Here is a 17,507-nt window from a genome sequence, read left to right as displayed (position 1 = left end):
ATCGCTAGATTCACTCCATGCCGGTGCTGCACCGGACACCCTTTGGGATCAGCCTGCGCACCGCGCCGGCCCCGCACGACACCGAAAGGAAAGCATGGAAAAGACTTGGTTGATCACGGGCTGTTCGGCAGGCCTGGGCAGAGCACTCGCCGAATCCGTGGCCGCGCGCGGCGACCGGCTGGTGGCCACCGCGCGCTCCGCCAGCGCGCTGCAAGACCTGCGCGACCGCTACCCGGACACCGTGCAGGCGGTCTCGCTCGACGTCACCCGCCCCGGCGACGCTGCCCGCGCGGTGGCTCTGGCCGAGCGTGCGTTCGGAGGCCTGGACCTTCTCGTCAACAACGCAGGCGTCGGCTTCATCGGCGCCATCGAGGAAGGCGAACCCGGCGAGTACCGGCCGGTCTTCGAGACCAATGTCTTCGGCCTGATCGAGACCACCCGCGCCGCGTTGCCGGCCCTGCGCCAACGCAAGGGGGCGCGCATCGTCAATCTCTCGTCCGGCGCCGGGATCGCGGGCTCGGCCGGCTCCGGCTTCTACAACGCGACCAAGTTCGCGGTGGAAGGGCTCTCCGAAGCGCTGGCCGCCGAACTCGCGCCGCTTGGGGTGCGGGTGGTCATCGTGGAGCCCGGGCCTTTCCGCACCGATTTCCTGGGACGCTCGATTGCCTCGGCGGCCCGCCGGATCGACGCCTACGCCGAGACGGCGCAGGCGCGGCGCCACTACCGCGAACACAACGACGGCCGGCAGGCCGGTGATCCGGCCAAGGCCGCCGCCGTCATCCTGCAGGCCGTCGATGCCGACGACCCTCCCCTGCATCTGCCCTTGGGGCCGGCGGCCCACCGCATCGCCGCACGCAAGCTGGATGCCTTCCGCGCGGACATCGTGGCGTGGCGCGACATCTCCATCGCGACTGATTTCGAGGGGCACGCCCCCCAAGGAGGGAGGTGAGTCATGGACATTGGCATCCTCGGCCTAGGCGCGATGGGCACCGCCATGGCGAAGAACCTCGCGGCCGCTGGCCACCAGGTGCGCGCCTGGAACCGCTCCGGCGGCTCTGTGGAAGGCGTCACCCTGCTGACCGATCCGCGCGACGTGTTCGATGCGGATGCGGTCCTCACCATGCTGGCGGACGACGCGGCGGTCCGCAGCGTCGTGCTGGATGCAGGGCTGCTGGCAGCCGCGCGCCCCGGGCTCGTCCATGTCGTGTCGTCGACCATCTCGCTCGCCTTCGCGCAGGAACTGGTCGACGCCCACGCCCAGGCCGGCATCGGCTTCGTCTCGGCACCCGTGCTCGGGCGGCCGGATGTGGCCGCGCGCGGTGAACTGAACGTGCTGACCGGCGGCGCGCCGGCGGCGATCGACCGGGTGCGGCCCCTGCTGGAGGCCATCGGCGCACGCGTCTGGCCCCTGGGCGCGCACCCGCCCGCGGCCAACGCTGCCAAGATCGCCTGCAACATGATGATCGCCGTGGCCATCGAGGCCATGGCCGAGGCCGTGGTGCTGACGGAGGCCAGCGGCGTGCCGCGCGCGCGCTTCTTCGAACTCATGCTCGGCACGCTGTTCGACTGCCGGCCCTACCGGACCTACTCGGCCACCATCGCGGCGGGGACCTATGCACCGGGCTTCAAGGCCCGGCTGGGCCTGAAGGACCTGCGCCTGGCGAGCGAGGCAGCCGGTGCAGCAGAGCGCACGCTGCCGATGCTGGAGGCGGCGCGCCAGCGCATGGCGCAGGCCGTCCAGGCCGGTTGGGGCGAGCAGGACTGGTCGGCCATGGCGCGCTTCACGCTCGAAGACGGCCGGCAATTGTCATGAAGGCGGCCCTGCCCCTGTCGGCGCCCGCGCGCGACGGCAGTGATCCCCGCCGCTGGCTGGCCCTGTGCGTGCTGCTGGCCGGCACGCTGCTGCCGCCACTGGATTTCTTCATCGTCAATGTTGCCCTGCCTGCCATCCAGGCCGACCTGCAGGCGACGCCTGCGCTGGCCCAACTGGTCGTGTCCGTGTATGCCGCGGCCTATGCCGTCACGCTGATCCTCGGCGGGCGGCTGGGCGACCTGTATGGCCGCAAGCGCATGTTCATCGCCGGGATGCTGGCATTCGGCGCCGCATCGGCACTGTGCGGCTGGGCGCCCTCGCCCGGCGTTCTGGTCGCGGGCCGGCTGCTGCAGGGCATCAGCGCGGCCGTCATGGCGCCGCAGTCGCTGGCGTCCATCCATGCCATCTTCCCGGCCCAGGAAAAGGCGCGTGCGCTCGGCATGTACGGTGCCACCTTCGGCGCGGCATCGGTGGCCGGCCAATTGCTGGGCGGCCTGCTGGTCTCGGTCGATCTGTTTGGACTGGGCTGGCGCACGGTCTTTCTGATCAATTTGCCGGTCATCGCGCTGGCCGTTCCGGCGGCGGCCGCCTGGGTGCGCGACAGCCGCTCTGAACAGACAGGGCGCCTGGACATCGTGGGCGCGCTGCTGCTGGCAGCAGGCCTGCTGGCGGTGGTGGTGCCCCTCATCGAAGGGCGCGAGCGCGGCTGGCCATGGTGGTGCGTCGGCCTGCTGGCCCTGGGGCCGCCGCTGCTGCGCGTGTTCTGGCGTTGCGAGCAGCGGCAAGAGCGCGGGCACGGCACGCCGCTGGTCCCGCCATCCGTGCTGGTGTCGCCGGGCTTGCGGCGCAGCCTGGCGGCCACGTTTTTCTTCTACACCATCGCGCCCTTCTTCCTGGTGTTCGCGGTCTACGAGCAGACGGGGTTGGGCCACGGCGCGTTGGCCGCGGGGCTGGCCGTGCTGCCCTTGGGCATCGGTTTCCTGCTCGGTCCACTCTGCAGTGCGGCCGTGGCACGGCGGCTGGGCGCCGACACGGCGGCATTCGGCATGGGCCTGGAAGTGCTGGGCATGCTGGCCGCCGCAGGCCTGGCCTGGGCCGATGCACCCGCGTGGCTGTCGGCGCCGCTGTTCCTCATCGGGGTGGGCCAGGGCATCGCGCTGCCCGCGTTGGTGCGGCTGAATGTGGACCAGGTGGATGCACGCTGGGCCGGCCTGGCGGCGGGCCTGGTGAGTGCCACGCTGCAGATCAGCGCGGCCGTGTCGACGGCCACCATCGGCGGCCTGTTCTTCGCGCTGTCGTCCCATGGCACGGGCCCGGGCCCAGTGAAAACGGCCTTCCCGGTCGCGCTGCTGGCCATCGCTGCGGGCCTGGCGCTGGCGGCAGTGTTGAGCCGAACGCCAGCGCCGCCCAGGATCGGCGGTCGCTGATCGACGCCCTCACACCGGATCGCTTTGTGGACATGGTGGCGGCTTCTGCCGGCTTTCGCGCTCGGCCAGCATCTCCACGAAAGCCCGCACCTTGGCCGGCCGGAACCGCGCCGTCGGAAACACGGCATGGATGCCGCCGGAGGGCAGCACCCACTGCGGCAGCACCTGGATGAGCCGCCCGGCAGCCAGGTCGTCCGCGATGGCGAAGTCGGGCAGCACCGACAGCCCGACGCCCTCGCGCACGGCTTCGCACACGGCCAGCGTCGCGTCCAGAAAGATGGCCGGATGCACACGCACCTGGCGCCGCTCGCGCTCGCCCCGCGCAAAGCTCCAGCGTGCGTGGTCGCGCAGGACGGTGTTGGCCACGAAGGGCAGCGCAGCGATCTCGTCGGGATCGGCCAACCGGGCCACCTGCGCGCGCCAGCTGGGCGCCGCTACCAGCAGTTGGCGGAACGTACCGATCTGCCGCGCCTGCAGGTGCAGGTCGGTCAACCAGCCCACGCGGATGGCCAGTTCCACCTGGCCCGACATCAGGTCCAGCGACTGGTCGCTGAGGGCCGCGTCGACCTTGCATTTGGGGTACTTGTGCACGAACGCGGCGATGGCCGGCACCACCGCGCTGATGCCGTAATCCAGCGGCGCGGTAAGCCGCAAGGTCCCCGCCGGTTCTTCGGCCGTTTCGGCCAGTTCATCGAAGGCATCGCCCGCTTCGCGCAGGATCAGCGCGCAGCGCTGGTAGAAGGCCTTGCCGGCATCCGTGGGCAGCACCTTGCGGGTGGTGCGCGTCAACAGCGTGGTGCGAAAGTCCCGCTCCAGCCGCGCCACCTGCTGGCTGACGACGGCCTTGGTGATGCCAAGGCGGTCCGCAGCGGCGGTGAAGGAGCCCGCTTCCACCACCGCCGCGAAGTACGCCAGCCGCTTGAGGTTGGCGAAGTGGCCCAGGGCGGGCTCGGTTTGATTGTCTGCTGTTGGCATACGCTGTATCTATTTGATCGGTCTTTATCTGTCAATGCCCCTTGCCTACAGTGGCACCACCGACCGACAGCCCTCACCTCAGACCAGGACCACCATGTTGACCCGCAGAGACTTTGTTCAAGCCGCCACCGCAGCCGGCGCTGCCACGGCCCTCGCCGCAACCAGCACCAGCGCGCTGGCCGCCACCGCCTTGCAGTGGAAGCACTTCCCGGCTGGCGAGCGCGGCTTCTTCCGCGCGCCCGTTCTGCTCTCCGGCGAGAAGGAAGCCATCCTTCTCGATGGCGGTTTCTCGCTGCCCGATGGCCGCGCTGTGGCCAAGGCGATCAAGGCCTCGGGCAAGACGCTGACCACCATCTACATCAGCCAGAGCGATCCGGACTACTACTTCAGCCTGGCCCCGATCCAGGCGGCCTTCCCCGCCGCCAAGGTGATCGCAGCGTCCGCCACCATCGCCGCCATCCGGGCGAGCGTGGAGAAGAAGATCGCCACCTGGGCGCCGCAGCTCAAGGAGAACGGTCCGCAGAAGCTGGCCGACATCGTCATGCCGCAGGCCTTCGACGGCGCCGCGCTGAGCCTGGAAGGGCGCACCATCGACATCGTCGCCGCGCAGGGCCTGGACAACCGCCGCTACCTGTGGGTGCCCTCGCTGAACGCGGTGTTCGGCGGCGTGCTGGTGTTCTCGGGCCTGCATGTCTGGACGGCCGACACCGCCACGCCAGCGGCGCGCGCGGCCTGGGTCAGGAATCTGGACGCCATCGCCGCGCGCAAGCCGGCCGTGGTGGTGCCCGGCCACATGGCCGCCGATGGCGCGCTCGACGTCTCCGCCGTCATCTACACCCGCGACTATCTGCTCGCATTCGAGGAAGAGCTTGCCAAGGCGGCCGACAGTGCGGCGTTGATCGCGGCGATGACGCGCCGCTACCCCAGCGCCGGGCTGGCCACCGCGCTGCAGATCGGCGCCAAGGTGGCCAAGGGAGAGATGAAGTGGGGCTAGGCGACACCGCGCGTCCGAGGGGAAGCCGCGCCCATGCCCATGCTGCGTGAGACCCTGGCCCTGCTGCACGCGGGCCGCTGGACCGAGGCGCACAACCTCGTGCAAGACGACGGATCGCCGCTGGCCGCCTGGCTGCACGGCATCCTGCACATCCAGGAAGGCGACCTGGAGGATGCAGAGTACTGGTATGGCAACGCCAGCCGGCACTTTCGCAGCCGGGGCACGCTGCAGGAGGAACTTGCGCTGTTCGAGGCGGGGTTGCCGGCTTCGGCCGACCCCACTCTGGGAACGCCGCCCGGCACGTCTGCTTGTCACCCACGCTGAGCATGCCCGCCGTGTCGGCGTCGATGGCCTCAAGCCCGCAGACGCCACCTTGAACTGGACAAGGCCGAGCAGCGCCGGCGCGCCACCTGCAGACGCTGGTCGGCATGCGGGCCAGGCAGCAACGCCCGCATCGCAGACCGCCCCGCTACATCGCCTGGGCGGTCGGCGGCCGGCGGCAGCGGGCGGGCGCTATCGGACCGTCACGTCCACGGGCGGCGCCACGATCACATAGCTGTACGTGCCGTCGCCCATCGCGTAGCGGTAGCCCGGCATCACCACGGCGGTGCCCGGACCCGTGAAGGTGACGGTGCCGTCGGCCGCGGTGGTGTGTGGCGCGGTGCCACCCATGACGGCGGCGGCGTTGCTCGTGGCGGCACTCGGCACGCCGGCCTGCGTGGTCAGCGTGACGGCCATGCCGAAGGGCTGCCCTGCCACGGCGTCGGCGCTGCCGGCGCTGGAGATCTCCACCGGAAAGTTCTGCGCCCACCAGGCGTAGTCGGTGGTCAGCCCGTGCGTGCCGAGGCTATAGAAGCGGTGGAAGGCGGTCTGGTCGTTGATCGTCCACGGCCAGAAAGTGATGCCGCGGTGCTTGCCCGCCTCCATCGCCGCCGCGCTGAGGTTGGCATAGGCGGGGTTGAAGGTTGCCGAGTACTGCTGTGTGGAGCCCAGGATGTTGCGCAGGTCCACCAGCGGGTCGCTGCCGCCGGCCGCGCTGTTCAGGTAGCCCACCGTCACCTCGGGCAGGGTCGCGCCCATGCGCGTGAGCTGGTTGCCGTCGAAGGAGATCGCCACCACCTGGTCGCGCGCGCCCATCGCGTCGAGCTCCTGCTGCAGCAAGGGCACGATGTCGGCATTGGCGCTCTTGAGTTCCACGAAGTGCGTGACGGGGCGGCCCTTGAACTCCTGCAGGAACGCGCGCAGCGTGGGCACCTGGCGGCCCCGTGTCTTGGTCTGCAGCGCCTGCACCTGCGCCAGCGTCATGTTCTCGATGTTGCCGGTGCCGTTGGTCGTGCGGTCCACCGTCGCATCGTGCATGACGACCAGGTGGCCGTCGGTGGTCCGGTAGATGTCGTTCTCGATGGCGTCGGCGCCGGCCGCCGCCGCGGCACGCGCACCCTCCAGCGTGTTCTCGTCCTCGGTGGACGGCATGCCGCGGTGGCCGGTGACCAGCGGCTTGCGCAGCAGCGTGCCGGCCGGCAGCGCGCGCATCACCTGGGCGAACGCGCGGGTGTCGGCGGCCAGCACGCCGTTGACACCGGTGGTCAGCACGGCCGCCGCCTCAGCAGACGTGGCCGCGCCCGTGTGCGCCCAGGCCGTGATCAGGAGGCGCTGCAGGTGCGCGACCGTGGCCCGGTTGGTCATGGCCGGAGGCAGCACGGCGATCTTGGCCTTGGCCCGGTTGGTCGCGCCGACCACCTGCAGGATGTCCTGGGTGGTGTTGCCCAGCGTGGCCATGTGCGAGAAGTCCACCGCGGTCCGCACCGCCGGCAGCGCACGCCGCGCGCTGGCCAGCAGGTCGACATCGGTGGACAGCAGCGTCACGTCGCCCAGGTCCAGCTGGTCCTGCGCGGCGGCCAGCGCATTCACGGTCGCCGCGTCGGCAACGCGCAGCACCGGGATGGTTGCACGGCCAGCGCCGGCCAGGTACTGGGCCAGCGTGCCCAGGCCCTCGCCGTTCTGGGCCTGCAGGTTCAGGCCGGCATCGAGGGTGTAGAGCGCATTGCTGGCACCGCTGGCCGCGAGGTCGGTGTTGGCCGCCATGGCCTGCACCAGTGTGGGCGCCATGGCAGCCCGCGTGCCCGTCTCCTGCACTGCGACGAGCTTGCCGATCTCCGGGAGTGCCTTGCGTTGTTCGGTCACCTTCACGCTGCTCACGCGCATCACCATGCCCGTGGTTTGCAGGCCGATGCCGCCCTGGGCCATGGCCTCGTCCAGCGTCATGTCGTGCAGGAGCACGTTGTCCAGGTACTGGCGCACGCGCTTGCCATGGACGACCACGGTGGCGGTGTAGGTCTTGCTTGGGTCGATGTTCTCGCTGAACGCCTTGGTGCCCTGGACGTTCCAGCCGTTGTTGCGGCGCAGGGCGAACTCGGTGCCGTTGGCGGCGGTCGCGGCCTGGCGGATCGCGAACTGGTAGTAGGGCTCGTGCGGGACGGTGGCACCGGCCAGGCCGGCCCGGTACATCACGCTGCCCCAGCGGCTGGTGTTGTTGGCCTGCGCGAAGGTGAAGGCCACGTCGATGCGGTAGTTCGACATCTGTTCGAACTGCGCGGGCAGCATCACCGCCGTCATCAGCGAACTGTGGGCACGACCGTCGATGACCAGGGCACCGTCCGCCACCGAGACCGTGCCGCGGTTGTTGCTGGGCACAGTCCAGCCGGCGGGCAGCGCGCTCAGCCCGGCGAAGCTCTGCTCGAGCAGGACCTGGGGCTGGACCTCAGGCTCCGGCGCTGGTTCGGTGGGGCCCGGTTCGGGCGCGGGTGCCGCCTGGTTGTCGTCGCCACCGCCGCACGCTGCCAGCGCGGTTGCCAGGGCCAGAACGCCGACCCACTTCATCTTGTCCATCGCCATGCTCGGAGATTCCCTTCCAAAAAGGGGCGGACTCTAGAAAGCGCGCATGACGCCAAGATGTCTTTCGGCACGGCCTGTGCGGGAATGTGCGCCCGCCACCGGTGGGGCGTATCGCGTGCGCGCGGATGGGCGTTCAGGAGGAAACGGACACCTCGAACCAGGCCGCAGTCACGTCGGCCAGGCTCTGCAGGCCGGTGTAGCGCGCCGCGGCGTTGGCACGCTCCCAGCGACGGACCAGCTCCGGCGCCACTGCCTCGCCATCGCGCTCTGCCTGCATGAGCTGGCGCAACAGGGTGGCCACCTGCTCGGGCGGCCCCAGGCGGTCTTCCAGGGCCGCCCGGAAGCGCGTTTCGGCCGCGGCGCGTTGCTGCGCCGTCATGCCCGCGTCCTCGCGCAGCACCGCGGCATACGGCGGCGGTGGTGGCGCAGGCGGAGGTGGAGGGGCCGGAGGTTGAAGATCCAAGCAGAGCTGGACGGGATCCATCGCGCAAGGGGCAAGCTGTATTTAATTCCAGTATATGTGCCTGCATGCCCTGCCAGATCGGCCCGTTCCCGCATGTTGCAAAATACGCGCCTTGCCAACTTCCGCCGGTATCCCCATGCGAGGCGTGACACGGCCTGGCGGCCCGGCGAATGCGGTGCGCGCCCTAGCGCATCCGCGCTGCCCGACCGCGCTTGCGGCCCCGCCGGGCACCGCGTTGGCATGGCCCCACGCACCCGCTACCATCCCCCTATGTCACGTTACAACGCCCCCTTCGAGATCCACGTCCACGGCCAGGTGCCGTTGCGCGCGGACGTGAACTACGAGCAGATCCAGGAGGCGCTCAAACCCCTGTGGAAATACGCCGGTGCGCGCTCCCTGGCGGCCGCCGCGGCCAGCGCCTACGAAGAGGAGCCCGGCATCCGTTTCGAGCCTGCCGAGCACCTGCTGGACATGTGCTGGACGGTGCCCGGCGACGAGGACTTCAAGCAGGCGCTGGACGAGATGTGCATGAGCCTGAACGAACTGTCCGGACAGGGCGCGGCCATCGAGGTCAGCTTCTACGACGCCGAGTTCGATGAAGACGACGAGGAAGCGCCCGACGACGAGGAGTCGCGCGACGATTTCGTCATGCTGTTCGTCGGCCCCAACCCCGCCGCCATCATGCAGGTGCAGCGCGACCTCCTGGTGCAGGACGTGATCCACACCATGGAGCGGCACTTCGACGCGAGCGAGCTGTCCGGCGTGGTGGCCGAGATCGACAAGCTGTTCACGCAGCGCTTCGACGCGCTGACGAACTCGCTGGACCTGGGCAAGCCATCGCGCGGCCCGGGCTCCGGCGGCGGCAGCCACGGCGGCGGCGGTGGCCGTCGCCCGCGCCACCTGCACTGAAGCCCGTACCGATCAGGCGCGCGGCCCGGCGCCCCTGGTCGCTGCGGGCGCTGGCGCGCGCCACAGGTTCAGCAGGTTGCCCGCCAGGATCAGCAGCGTGCCCAGCGCCATGAGCAGGTCGATGCGCTCGGCATAGAGCAGCCAGCCGACCAGCGCAGACAGCGGCACGCGCAGGAAGTCCATCGGCACCACCACCGTCGCGTCGGCATGGCGCATGGCGCTGGCCATGCAGTAGTGCGCATAGGTTCCGGCGATGGCGATCAGCGTGACCCAGCCCCAGGTGGCCGGCGTCGGCCAGCGCCACACGGCCAGCGCGGGCCACAGTCCCAGCACCGACTGCACCAACAGCATCCAGAACATGATGGTCACCGCGTGCTCGGTCCGCGACAGCGACTTCACCAGGATGATGGACACCGCGAAACCCAGCGCCGCCGCAAGCGCAATGGCCTGGCCGGCGCCCACCGCGGAGCCGCCGCCGGGCAGCGCGATCATCGCCACGCCGATGGCGCCGAACACCACGGCCGCCACCTTCCAGCGGTTCAACCGCTCGCCCAGGAACAGCGCGGCCAGCACCACGGTCCAGATCGGCATCGTGAATTCGATGGCCACCACCTGGCCCAGCGGGATCAGCGTCAGCGCGAGGAACCAGCCGTACTGCGCAGCGTAGTGGACGATGTTGCGGCCCACGTGGCGCGGCAGCTGGCGGCTGCGCAGCACGCCGATGCCACCGGCCATGCGCACCAGCGGGACCAACAGCACCAGCCCCATCACCGAGCGCATCAGCATGATCTGGAACACGTCGAGTTCGCGCGTGGCCTGGCGGCCGGCCACCGCGACCACCAGCATCAGCAGCAGCCAGCCGGCCATCCAGGGCACCGCACGGCGGGCCTGCTGGGGCACGGTCAGCGGAATGGCGGCGGAATGCGGATGGATGCTGGACATGCAATGCACCGGCCTGCGCACTGTGGCGTGGCCGCTTGTCTCCTGGTCTTCGGGCCGCCACTGTACTGCCTGCACCAGGGCGCGGCGGTCACGCAGCCGGCGCGCGCCTCCACGCTAAGCTAGACGCATGCGTCGGCGCACCGTCGACCTGCAACAGCCGGCGCCGACCGGCACACCGGAGACAACCCATGAGCCTGCACCGCCAGCTGCAACAGCGCGCCTTTGATGACCGCCCCATCCGCATCGGCCTGATCGGCGCCGGCAAGTTCGGCTCCATGTACCTGGCACAGGTGCCGCGCACGCCCGGCGTGCACTTGGTTGCCATCGCCGACCTCTCGCCGGCGGCCGCGCGCGCCAACCTGGCCCGCGTGGGCTGGCAGGCCCACCAGAGCGCCGCCCGCTCGGCCGACGACGCCCTGCGCGAAGGCACGACCTGGGTCACCGAGGACTGGCAGGCCATCACGCGGCACCCGCAGATCGACGTGGTGGTGGAATGCACCGGCCATCCGGTGGCGGCCGTGGCGCATTGCCTGGACGCCTTCGCCCACGGCAAGCACGTGGTGAACGTGACGGTGGAGGCCGATGCCTTCTGCGGCCCGCTGCTGGCGCGCCGCGCGCAGCAGGCGGGCGTGGTCTATTCGCTGGCCTTCGGCGACCAGCCGGCGCTGATCTGCGATCTGGTGGACTGGGCGCGCAGCTGCGGCTTTCCGGTGGTGGCAGCCGGGCGCGGCCACAAGTGGCTGCCGCACTTCAGCGCGTCCACGCCCGAGACCGTCTGGGGCCACTATGGCCTCACGCCGGAACAGGCGCAGCGCGGCGGCCTCAATCCCAAGATGTTCAACAGCTTCCTGGACGGCTCCAAGCCCTCCATCGAGAGCGCGGCCGTGGCCAATGCCACCGGGCTGGCCGTGCCCTCCGACGGCCTGCTCTACCCGCCGGCTTCCATCGACGAAATCCCCAACATCACGCGGCCGCGCAGCGAGGGCGGCGTGCTGGAGCACAAGGGCATGGTCGAGGTGGTGTCGTCGCTGCGCACCGACGGCACGCCCATCGGCTACGACATCCGCATGGGCGTGTGGGTCACGGTCGAGGGCGAGACCGAGTACATCCGCAACTGCTTCGAGGAATACAACGCCCAGACCGACGACAGCGGGCGCTACTTCACGCTGTACAAGCGCTGGCACCTGATCGGGCTGGAGGTGGGCATGTCGGTCGCCAGCGTGGCGCTGCGCAAGGAGCCCACGGGCGCGGCCGTGGGCTGGCATGCCGACGTGGTGGCCACCGCCAAGCGCGACCTGGCGGTGGGCGAGACGCTGGACGGCGAAGGCGGCTACACCGTCTGGGGCAAGCTGCTGCCGGTGCAGCGCTCGCTGGGCTTCGGCGGCCTGCCGCTGGGGCTGGCCCACGACGTCAAGCTCGTGCGCCCCGTCCAGCAGGGCCAGAGCCTGTGTTGGGACGACGTGGTGCTGGACCAGACCACGCCGGCCTTCCAGCTGCGGCGCGAACTCGAGACGCTGTTCGCGCGCTGATCAGCCCTCGGAAGTCTCCAGCACGCCGCGCGTGATCTGGTCGCGCTCCAGCGACTCGAACAGCGCCTTGAAGTTGCCCTCGCCGAAGCCTTCGCGGTAGTCGCCCTTGCGCTGGATGAACTCGAAGAACACCGGGCCCAGCAGCGGCTCGGAGAAGATCTGCAGCAGCAGCCGCGGGCGGCCGCCCTCGGTCGTGCCGTCCAGCAGGATGCCGCGCGCCTGCAGCTCGGGCACCGGCTCGCCATGGCCGGGCAGGCGCGTCTCCAGGTTCTGGTAGTAGATGTCGTTGGGTGCGCTCAGCACCGGGATGCCGGCCAGCTGCAGGCTGTCGATGGCTTCCAGCAGGTTGTCCGTCAGCAGCGCGATGTGCTGGATGCCTTCGCCGTTGAACTGCATCAGGAACTCCTCGATCTGGCCGCCGCCCTTCTTCGATTCCTCGTTGAGCGGGATGCGGATCAGGCCGTCGGGCGCCGTCATCGCTTTTGACGTTAGGCCCGTGTACTCGCCCTTGATGTCGAAGTAGCGAATTTCCTGGAAGTTGAACAGCTTGTTGTAGAAGTCCGCCCAGTGCGTCATGCGGCCGCGGTACACGTTGTGCGTGAGGTGGTCCACCACCTGGAAGCCGTGTCCCTTGGGCCGGCGGTCTACGCCCGGCAGGAACTCGAAGTCGATGTCGTAGATGCTCTTGCCGTCCTCGAAGCGGTCGATCAGGTACAGCGGCGCGCCGCCGATGCCCTTGATGGCCGGCAGGCGCAGCTCCATGGGGCCGGTGCCGATCTCGATGGGCTGGGCACCGAGCTCGAGCGCGCGGTTGTAGGCCTTGTGCGAATCCTTGACGCGAAAGGCCAGGCCGCAGGCCGAGGGGCCGTGCTCGGCCGCGAAGTAGCCGGCCTCGCTGCGCGGTTCGTTGTTGACGATGAAGTTGATCTCGTTCTGCCTGTAGAGCAGCACGTTCTTGGAGCGGTGCTTGGCCACCAGCGTGAAGCCCATCTTCTCGAACAAGGGCTCCAGCAGGCCGGGGGTGGGCGAGGCGAATTCCACGAACTCGAAGCCGCACAGGCCCATGGGGTTGTCAAACAGGTCGGCCATGTCTTTTCTCCGATGAAGTGGGGGCTTAGCTCCCGAAACCTCAATGCTAGGCAATTCCCACGCACGATTCCTGCGTTCTTTGGAGAGTTCACGCCGCCGCCTGCAGGATTCGCGCGGCTGCTGCGTTCAGACCAGCCCGCTGACGGGGATCGCCGCGCCATGCACGGCGCGCGCGGCGTCCGAGGCCAGGAACAGCATGACGTCGGCCAGCGCGTCCGGGTGGACCCATTGCCCGGCATCGGCGTCGGGCATCGCGGCGCGGTTGTCCGGCGTGTCGATGATGGAGGGCAGCACGCAGTTGACGTTCACGCCCCGCCCCTTGAGTTCGGCCGACATCGATTCCGTGAGCCGGATCAGCGCGCTCTTGGACGCGGCATAGGCGCCCATCTGCGCCCCGCCCTTGAGCGCGGCGCCCGCGCCCACGGTGACGATGCGGCCACCACCGTGCGCCAGCAGGTGCGGCACCAGCACGGCCGCCACATGGATGAGGCTGCGCGCGTTCAGGTCCATCAGGAAGTCCCAGGTGGCGCCCGTGGTCTCGTGCACGGCCTCGCCCATGCGAAAGCCGCCGGCGATGTGGAGCAGCGCGTCCACCCGGCCCGCCCGCTCGATGTGCGGCGCCAGCGCGGCGGCCAGCCCCGCGCGGTCCAGCAGGTCGGCGGCGACCTGGCCGTCGGCGTCGCCATAGGCGCGCTGCAGCGCGCTGGCATCGCGGTCCAGCAGCAGCAGCCGTGCGCCCTGCGCGCGTGCGCGGGCGGCCACGGCGCGGCCCAGGTGGCCGGCGGCGCCGGTGATGAGGATGGTGCGTGCGGTGTCGGTCATGGCAATGCTCCTGTGGGTGGTCGCGGCGCGGGCCGCCTGGGGCGCAGTGTCGCTCGCCGCGGCGTTGCCGCGGGGTTGCCTGGGCAAAGCGCATAAGCTCGCGGCATGCAAGACCTCGGCAACTGGACCCCTTCCTCCTGGCGCGCGCGCCCGGCCCTGCAACTGCCGGCCTATGCCGACGACGGGGCCCTGCGCGCCGCCGAGCAGCGCCTGGCCACGCTGCCGGCGCTGATCTTCCCGGGCGAGATCGCGCAACTGCGCACGCGGCTGGGCGCCGTCGCGCGCGGCGAGGCCTTCCTGCTGCAGGGCGGCGACTGCGCCGAGAGCTTCGACGAGGTCGGCCAGGACGCCGTGGAATCCACCTTCCGCGTGATCCTGCAGATGGCCGTGGTGCTCACCTATGCCGCCGCCTGCCCGGTGGTCAAGCTGGGCCGCATCGCCGGGCAGTTCGCCAAGCCGCGCTCCTCGGACAGCGAGACCGTGGACGGCACCACCCTGCCCTCGTACCGCGGCGACATCGTCAACGGCAGCGCCTTCAGCGCCGCCGCACGCCTGCCCGATCCGGCCCGGCTGCTGACGGCCTATGCCCACTCCACCACCACGCTGAACCAGCTCCGCGCACTGGCCCAGGGCGGCTTCGCCGACCTGCACGAGGTGCACCGCTGGACGGCCGACTTCGTGCGCACCAGCCCGCAGGGCGCGCGCTTCGCCGAGCTGGCCGACCGCATCACCGAATCGCTGGGCTTCATGGAGGCCTGCGGCTTCGACGCGGCACGCACGCCGCAGCTGCACGCGGTGGAGTTCTACACCTCGCACGAAGCGCTGCACCTGCACTACGAACAGGCCCTCACGCGGCACGACGCGCGCAGCGGCCGCTGGTACGGCGGCTCGGCCCACATGCTGTGGCTGGGCGAGCGCACGCGCCAGCTCGAGGGCGCGCACATCGAGTACCTGCGCGGCATCGACAACCCGGTGGGTGTCAAGCTCGGCCCCAACGCGGCGGCCGACGACGTGCTGCGCCTGCTCGACCGGCTGGACCCGGACAACCAGCCCGGGCGCAGCGTGTTGATCAGCCGCATGGGCAGCGACAAGGTGGCCGAACGCCTGCCGCCGCTGCTGCGCGCCGTGCGCCGCGCCGGCCGCACGCCGGTGTGGTGCTGCGACCCCATGCACGGCAACACCGTGACGGCCTCCAACGGCTACAAGACGCGCGACTTCGAGCGCATCCTCGGGGAGATGCGCGGCTTCTTCTCTGCGCACGCACAGGAAGGCACCTACGCCGGCGGCCTGCACTTCGAGATGACGGGCCAGGACGTGACCGAGTGCCGCGGTGGCGCCCAGGCGCTGAGCGACGAAGGCCTGGCCAGCCGCTACCGCAGCGCCTGCGACCCGCGGCTGAACGGCTCCCAGAGCCTGGAGCTGGCCTTCCAGATCGCCGACGTGCTGAAGGCGGCGCGGGCCTGAGCCCGGCGGCGCTGCGCGCGCGTCAATCCAGCACCACGTTGGCCTTCCTGGCCAGCGTCGCGTAGCGCGCCGCCTCGCTGCGGAAGAACTTCGCGGCGTCTTCAGGCGAAGTCGGCCGGATCACGTTGCCCTGCCGGGCCATGGCCTCGACCACCTCGGGGCTCTCGAAGCCCCTGACGAACGCATCGTGCACGCGCCGCACCTCGGCCGCCGGCAGCTTCGCGGGGCCGACGACAGCAACCCAGCCCTCCACGTCGTAGTCGGGCAGGCCCTGCTCGGCGATGGTCGGGATCTCGGGGGCGGCCGGCGAGCGCTGCGCGCCGCACAGGCCGATGGCCTTCACGGCGCCGCTCTTGATGTGGGCCTGGATCGCCGGCAGCGCCACCACGCCGAACTGCACCTGGCCGCCCAGCAGGTCATTGACCATGGGCCCGGTGCCCTTGTAGGGAATGTGGCGCGCCCGGATGCCGGCCTGTTCCAGGAACATCTCGCCGGCCAGGTGGATGATGGTGCCGTTGCCCGACGAGGCATAGTTGAAATCGTCCGGCCGCGCCTTCACCAGGGCCACCAGCTCCCGCACGTTGCCGGCCGCCACGCCCTTGCCCGCCACCAGCACCAGCGGCGTGGCGCCGAGCACGGTGATGGGCGTGAAGTCGCCGATCGCATCGAAGGGCATCTTCTTGTAGACCGCCGGATTGATCACGTGGTTGTTGGAGACCAGCCCCAGCGTCAGCCCGTCGGGGGCGGCCTTGGCCACGGCCGCGGCACCCGTGATGCCGCCGGCCCCCGGCAGGTTCTCCACCACCAGCGGCGCACCCAGCGCCTTGCCGACGGCGACCGAGGCGGCGCGCGCGATCACGTCCACGCCCGAGCCGGCGCTGATGGGCAGGATCAGCCGCACGGGTTTGTCGCCCTGGGCGAGGGCCGGCAGGGCCAGCGTGGCACAGGCGGCCAGCAGGCCGCGGCGGGTCAGGTTCTGGGTGGGCATGGTCTTGTCTCCGTTGTGCATGGTGTGTGTTCAGTGTGCGGGCACCGGCCGCAGCGCGCCCAGGATCTCGTCGGTGTGCTCGCCCACCCGGGCCAGCGGCATGCGCACACCGGGGCGGCGCCCGCCCAGGGTCAGCGGCAGCAGCACCACGTCGGTCGTGCCGCCGTCGTCGGTGGCCATGGGCACTAGGCCGCCGCTCTGCCGCAGGTGCGGGTCGGCGCAGAGCTGCTCGGGCCGCACGATGGGCGCATAGGGGATGCCCGCCGCCTCGAGCCGCGGCGCGAGGTCCGCGACCCGGTGGTGCGCGAGGATCTCGCCCAGCACGGCCAGCAGCTGCGGGCGCACGGCCACGCGCGCGGCGTTGTCTTCGAAGCCGGGGTACTGCAGCAGGTCTTCGCGTCCCAGCACCTTGCACAGCGTGACGAACTGCTTGTCGCTGACGGCGCCGATGAAGAGCTGTTCGCCTTCGGCCAGCGTGAACACGTCGTACACGCTCCAGGCCGACACGCGGGACGGCATGGGCGGCGGCGGCTCGCCTGTCATCAGGTACTGCTGCATGTGCTGGGACGAGAGGAACACGCAGTTCTCGAACAGCGCGCTCTGCACCTCCTGGCCGCGGCCGGTGCGCTCGCGCTCGCGCAGCGCGGCCAGCACGCCGATGGCGCCGAACATGCCGCCCATGATGTCGTTGACCGAGGTGCCCGCCCGCAGCGGCCGGCCGACGGGCCCGGTCATGTACGACAGGCCGCCCATCATCTGCACCACCTCGTCGAGCGCGAGGCGGTTCTCGTAGGGGCCGGGCAGGAAGCCCTTGTGCGTGACATAGATCAGCCGGGGAAAGCGCGCCGACAGCGTCGCGTGGTCCAGGCCCAGCGTCTGCATGAGGCCGGGGCGGAAGTTCTCCAGCACCACATCGCACTGGCCCGCCAGCTCGGCGGCCGTGGCACGGCCCTCTTCGCTGGTGATATCCAGCACGATGCTCTTCTTGTTGCGGTTGAAGCTGCGGAAGAAACCGATGCCCAGGCCCGGCAGCTTGCGCGTTTTGTCACCGCCCGGCGGCTCGACCTTGATGACCTCGGCACCCAGGTCCGCGAGGACCATGCCGCAGGTCGGCCCCATGACCATGTGGGTGAATTCGAGGACGCGGATGCCCGCCAGGGGCAGTTGCGCTGCGTGTTCCATGTGTAGCTCCGAAGT

The 17,507-nt window shown here is 70.4% G+C and carries 16 protein-coding genes; 8 read left to right on the top strand and 8 right to left on the bottom strand.

Annotated features, from left to right (window positions below):
- Positions 1 to 94 precede the first annotated feature (94 nt).
- The 3 genes from DES41_RS26330 to DES41_RS26320 are packed head-to-tail and all read left to right on the top strand — an operon-like array spanning position 95 to position 3,240.
- On the top strand, positions 95 to 949 hold the full coding sequence (locus tag DES41_RS26330; protein WP_114470586.1) for an oxidoreductase: 855 nt from the start codon (positions 95 to 97) through the stop codon (positions 947 to 949).
- A gap of 3 nt (positions 950 to 952) precedes the next feature.
- The gene (locus DES41_RS26325; protein ID WP_114470585.1) at positions 953 to 1,813 is read left to right on the top strand and encodes an NAD(P)-dependent oxidoreductase; all 861 of its coding nucleotides are present in this window, start codon (positions 953 to 955) and stop codon (positions 1,811 to 1,813) included.
- On the top strand, positions 1,810 to 3,240 hold the full coding sequence (locus DES41_RS26320) for an MFS transporter (RefSeq protein WP_114470584.1): 1,431 nt from the start codon (positions 1,810 to 1,812) through the stop codon (positions 3,238 to 3,240). Before DES41_RS26325 ends, DES41_RS26320 begins: the two co-directional genes overlap by 4 nt.
- A 9-nt stretch (positions 3,241 to 3,249) precedes the next feature.
- On the opposite strand, the gene DES41_RS26315 is transcribed toward DES41_RS26320, so the two are convergent.
- Positions 3,250 to 4,215, bottom strand: coding sequence for a LysR family transcriptional regulator (locus DES41_RS26315; protein ID WP_114470583.1), 966 nt, complete (start codon positions 4,213 to 4,215; stop codon positions 3,250 to 3,252).
- A 94-nt stretch (positions 4,216 to 4,309) separates the two neighbouring features.
- Here DES41_RS26315 and DES41_RS26310 point away from each other — a divergent pair, with 94 nt between their 5' ends.
- Both DES41_RS26310 and DES41_RS26305 read left to right on the top strand, forming a co-directional pair.
- The gene (locus DES41_RS26310; RefSeq protein WP_114470582.1) at positions 4,310 to 5,209 is read left to right on the top strand and encodes an MBL fold metallo-hydrolase; all 900 of its coding nucleotides are present in this window, start codon (positions 4,310 to 4,312) and stop codon (positions 5,207 to 5,209) included.
- A gap of 33 nt (positions 5,210 to 5,242) precedes the next feature.
- A complete protein-coding gene (locus tag DES41_RS26305; RefSeq protein WP_114470581.1) occupies positions 5,243 to 5,533 on the top strand; it encodes a hypothetical protein in 291 nt (96 codons plus the stop codon).
- Positions 5,534 to 5,722: 189 nt separating this feature from the next.
- Here the strand turns inward: DES41_RS26305 and DES41_RS26300 are convergent, their stop codons facing one another.
- Both DES41_RS26300 and DES41_RS26295 read right to left on the bottom strand, forming a co-directional pair.
- A complete protein-coding gene (locus tag DES41_RS26300) occupies positions 5,723 to 8,104 on the bottom strand; it encodes a glycerophosphodiester phosphodiesterase family protein (RefSeq protein WP_114470579.1) in 2,382 nt (793 codons plus the stop codon).
- 133 nt (positions 8,105 to 8,237) lie between these two features.
- Positions 8,238 to 8,483, bottom strand: coding sequence for a hypothetical protein (locus DES41_RS26295; RefSeq protein WP_147282962.1), 246 nt, complete (start codon positions 8,481 to 8,483; stop codon positions 8,238 to 8,240).
- 354 nt (positions 8,484 to 8,837) lie between these two features.
- Here DES41_RS26295 and DES41_RS26290 point away from each other — a divergent pair, with 354 nt between their 5' ends.
- On the top strand, positions 8,838 to 9,476 hold the full coding sequence (locus DES41_RS26290) for a DUF6806 family protein (RefSeq protein ID WP_114470577.1): 639 nt from the start codon (positions 8,838 to 8,840) through the stop codon (positions 9,474 to 9,476).
- 12 nt (positions 9,477 to 9,488) lie between these two features.
- Here DES41_RS26290 and DES41_RS26285 read toward each other — a convergent pair whose 3' ends face one another.
- Positions 9,489 to 10,418 carry a DMT family transporter gene (locus DES41_RS26285; protein WP_114470783.1) on the bottom strand — a complete coding sequence of 310 codons (930 nt, stop codon included), beginning with the start codon at positions 10,416 to 10,418 and terminating at the stop codon, positions 9,489 to 9,491.
- Positions 10,419 to 10,606: 188 nt separating this feature from the next.
- Here DES41_RS26285 and DES41_RS26280 point away from each other — a divergent pair, with 188 nt between their 5' ends.
- Positions 10,607 to 11,947 (top strand): NAD(P)H-dependent oxidoreductase, encoded by a 1,341-nt coding sequence (locus DES41_RS26280; RefSeq protein WP_114470576.1) that lies wholly within the window; start codon positions 10,607 to 10,609, stop codon positions 11,945 to 11,947.
- Here the strand turns inward: DES41_RS26280 and hppD are convergent, their stop codons facing one another.
- Together hppD and DES41_RS26270 are read right to left on the bottom strand one after the other, a co-directional pair.
- Positions 11,948 to 13,036, bottom strand: a complete 1,089-nt coding sequence (gene hppD, locus DES41_RS26275; RefSeq protein ID WP_114470574.1) for a 4-hydroxyphenylpyruvate dioxygenase — start codon at positions 13,034 to 13,036, stop codon at positions 11,948 to 11,950.
- Between the two features lie 126 nt (positions 13,037 to 13,162).
- Positions 13,163 to 13,858 carry an SDR family NAD(P)-dependent oxidoreductase gene (locus tag DES41_RS26270; protein ID WP_114470573.1) on the bottom strand — a complete coding sequence of 232 codons (696 nt, stop codon included), beginning with the start codon at positions 13,856 to 13,858 and terminating at the stop codon, positions 13,163 to 13,165.
- Positions 13,859 to 13,963: 105 nt separating this feature from the next.
- Here DES41_RS26270 and DES41_RS26265 point away from each other — a divergent pair, with 105 nt between their 5' ends.
- On the top strand, positions 13,964 to 15,322 hold the full coding sequence (locus tag DES41_RS26265) for a class II 3-deoxy-7-phosphoheptulonate synthase (protein ID WP_114470572.1): 1,359 nt from the start codon (positions 13,964 to 13,966) through the stop codon (positions 15,320 to 15,322).
- A 22-nt stretch (positions 15,323 to 15,344) separates the two neighbouring features.
- Here the strand turns inward: DES41_RS26265 and DES41_RS26260 are convergent, their stop codons facing one another.
- Positions 15,345 to 16,310, bottom strand: coding sequence for a tripartite tricarboxylate transporter substrate-binding protein (locus DES41_RS26260; RefSeq protein ID WP_114470782.1), 966 nt, complete (start codon positions 16,308 to 16,310; stop codon positions 15,345 to 15,347).
- A gap of 30 nt (positions 16,311 to 16,340) precedes the next feature.
- The gene (locus DES41_RS26255) at positions 16,341 to 17,492 is read right to left on the bottom strand and encodes a CaiB/BaiF CoA transferase family protein (protein WP_114470571.1); all 1,152 of its coding nucleotides are present in this window, start codon (positions 17,490 to 17,492) and stop codon (positions 16,341 to 16,343) included.
- Positions 17,493 to 17,507 lie beyond the last annotated feature (15 nt).

The sequence above is a fragment of the Pseudorhodoferax soli genome (assembly GCF_003337555.1).
Classification (GTDB): domain Bacteria; phylum Pseudomonadota; class Gammaproteobacteria; order Burkholderiales; family Burkholderiaceae_C; genus Pseudorhodoferax; species Pseudorhodoferax soli.
This window is presented reverse-complemented; position numbering and strand designations above follow the sequence as displayed.

Excerpts from the sequence above, each read along its gene's own strand:
- DES41_RS26330 (WP_114470586.1), top strand. The coding sequence starts at position 95 with ATGGAAAAGACTTGGTTGATCACGGGCTGTTCGGCAGGCCTGGGCAGA.
- DES41_RS26325 (WP_114470585.1), top strand. The coding sequence starts at position 953 with ATGGACATTGGCATCCTCGGCCTAGGCGCGATGGGCACCGCCATGGCG.
- DES41_RS26320 (WP_114470584.1), top strand. The coding sequence starts at position 1,810 with ATGAAGGCGGCCCTGCCCCTGTCGGCGCCCGCGCGCGACGGCAGTGAT.
- DES41_RS26315 (WP_114470583.1), bottom strand. The coding sequence starts at position 4,215 with ATGCCAACAGCAGACAATCAAACCGAGCCCGCCCTGGGCCACTTCGCC.
- DES41_RS26310 (WP_114470582.1), top strand. The coding sequence starts at position 4,310 with ATGTTGACCCGCAGAGACTTTGTTCAAGCCGCCACCGCAGCCGGCGCT.
- DES41_RS26305 (WP_114470581.1), top strand. The coding sequence starts at position 5,243 with ATGCCCATGCTGCGTGAGACCCTGGCCCTGCTGCACGCGGGCCGCTGG.
- DES41_RS26300 (WP_114470579.1), bottom strand. The coding sequence starts at position 8,104 with ATGGCGATGGACAAGATGAAGTGGGTCGGCGTTCTGGCCCTGGCAACC.
- DES41_RS26295 (WP_147282962.1), bottom strand. The coding sequence starts at position 8,483 with ATGACGGCGCAGCAACGCGCCGCGGCCGAAACGCGCTTCCGGGCGGCC.
- DES41_RS26290 (WP_114470577.1), top strand. The coding sequence starts at position 8,838 with ATGTCACGTTACAACGCCCCCTTCGAGATCCACGTCCACGGCCAGGTG.
- DES41_RS26285 (WP_114470783.1), bottom strand. The coding sequence starts at position 10,418 with ATGTCCAGCATCCATCCGCATTCCGCCGCCATTCCGCTGACCGTGCCC.
- DES41_RS26280 (WP_114470576.1), top strand. The coding sequence starts at position 10,607 with ATGAGCCTGCACCGCCAGCTGCAACAGCGCGCCTTTGATGACCGCCCC.
- hppD (WP_114470574.1), bottom strand. The coding sequence starts at position 13,036 with ATGGCCGACCTGTTTGACAACCCCATGGGCCTGTGCGGCTTCGAGTTC.
- DES41_RS26270 (WP_114470573.1), bottom strand. The coding sequence starts at position 13,858 with ATGACCGACACCGCACGCACCATCCTCATCACCGGCGCCGCCGGCCAC.
- DES41_RS26265 (WP_114470572.1), top strand. The coding sequence starts at position 13,964 with ATGCAAGACCTCGGCAACTGGACCCCTTCCTCCTGGCGCGCGCGCCCG.
- DES41_RS26260 (WP_114470782.1), bottom strand. The coding sequence starts at position 16,310 with ATGCCCACCCAGAACCTGACCCGCCGCGGCCTGCTGGCCGCCTGTGCC.
- DES41_RS26255 (WP_114470571.1), bottom strand. The coding sequence starts at position 17,492 with ATGGAACACGCAGCGCAACTGCCCCTGGCGGGCATCCGCGTCCTCGAA.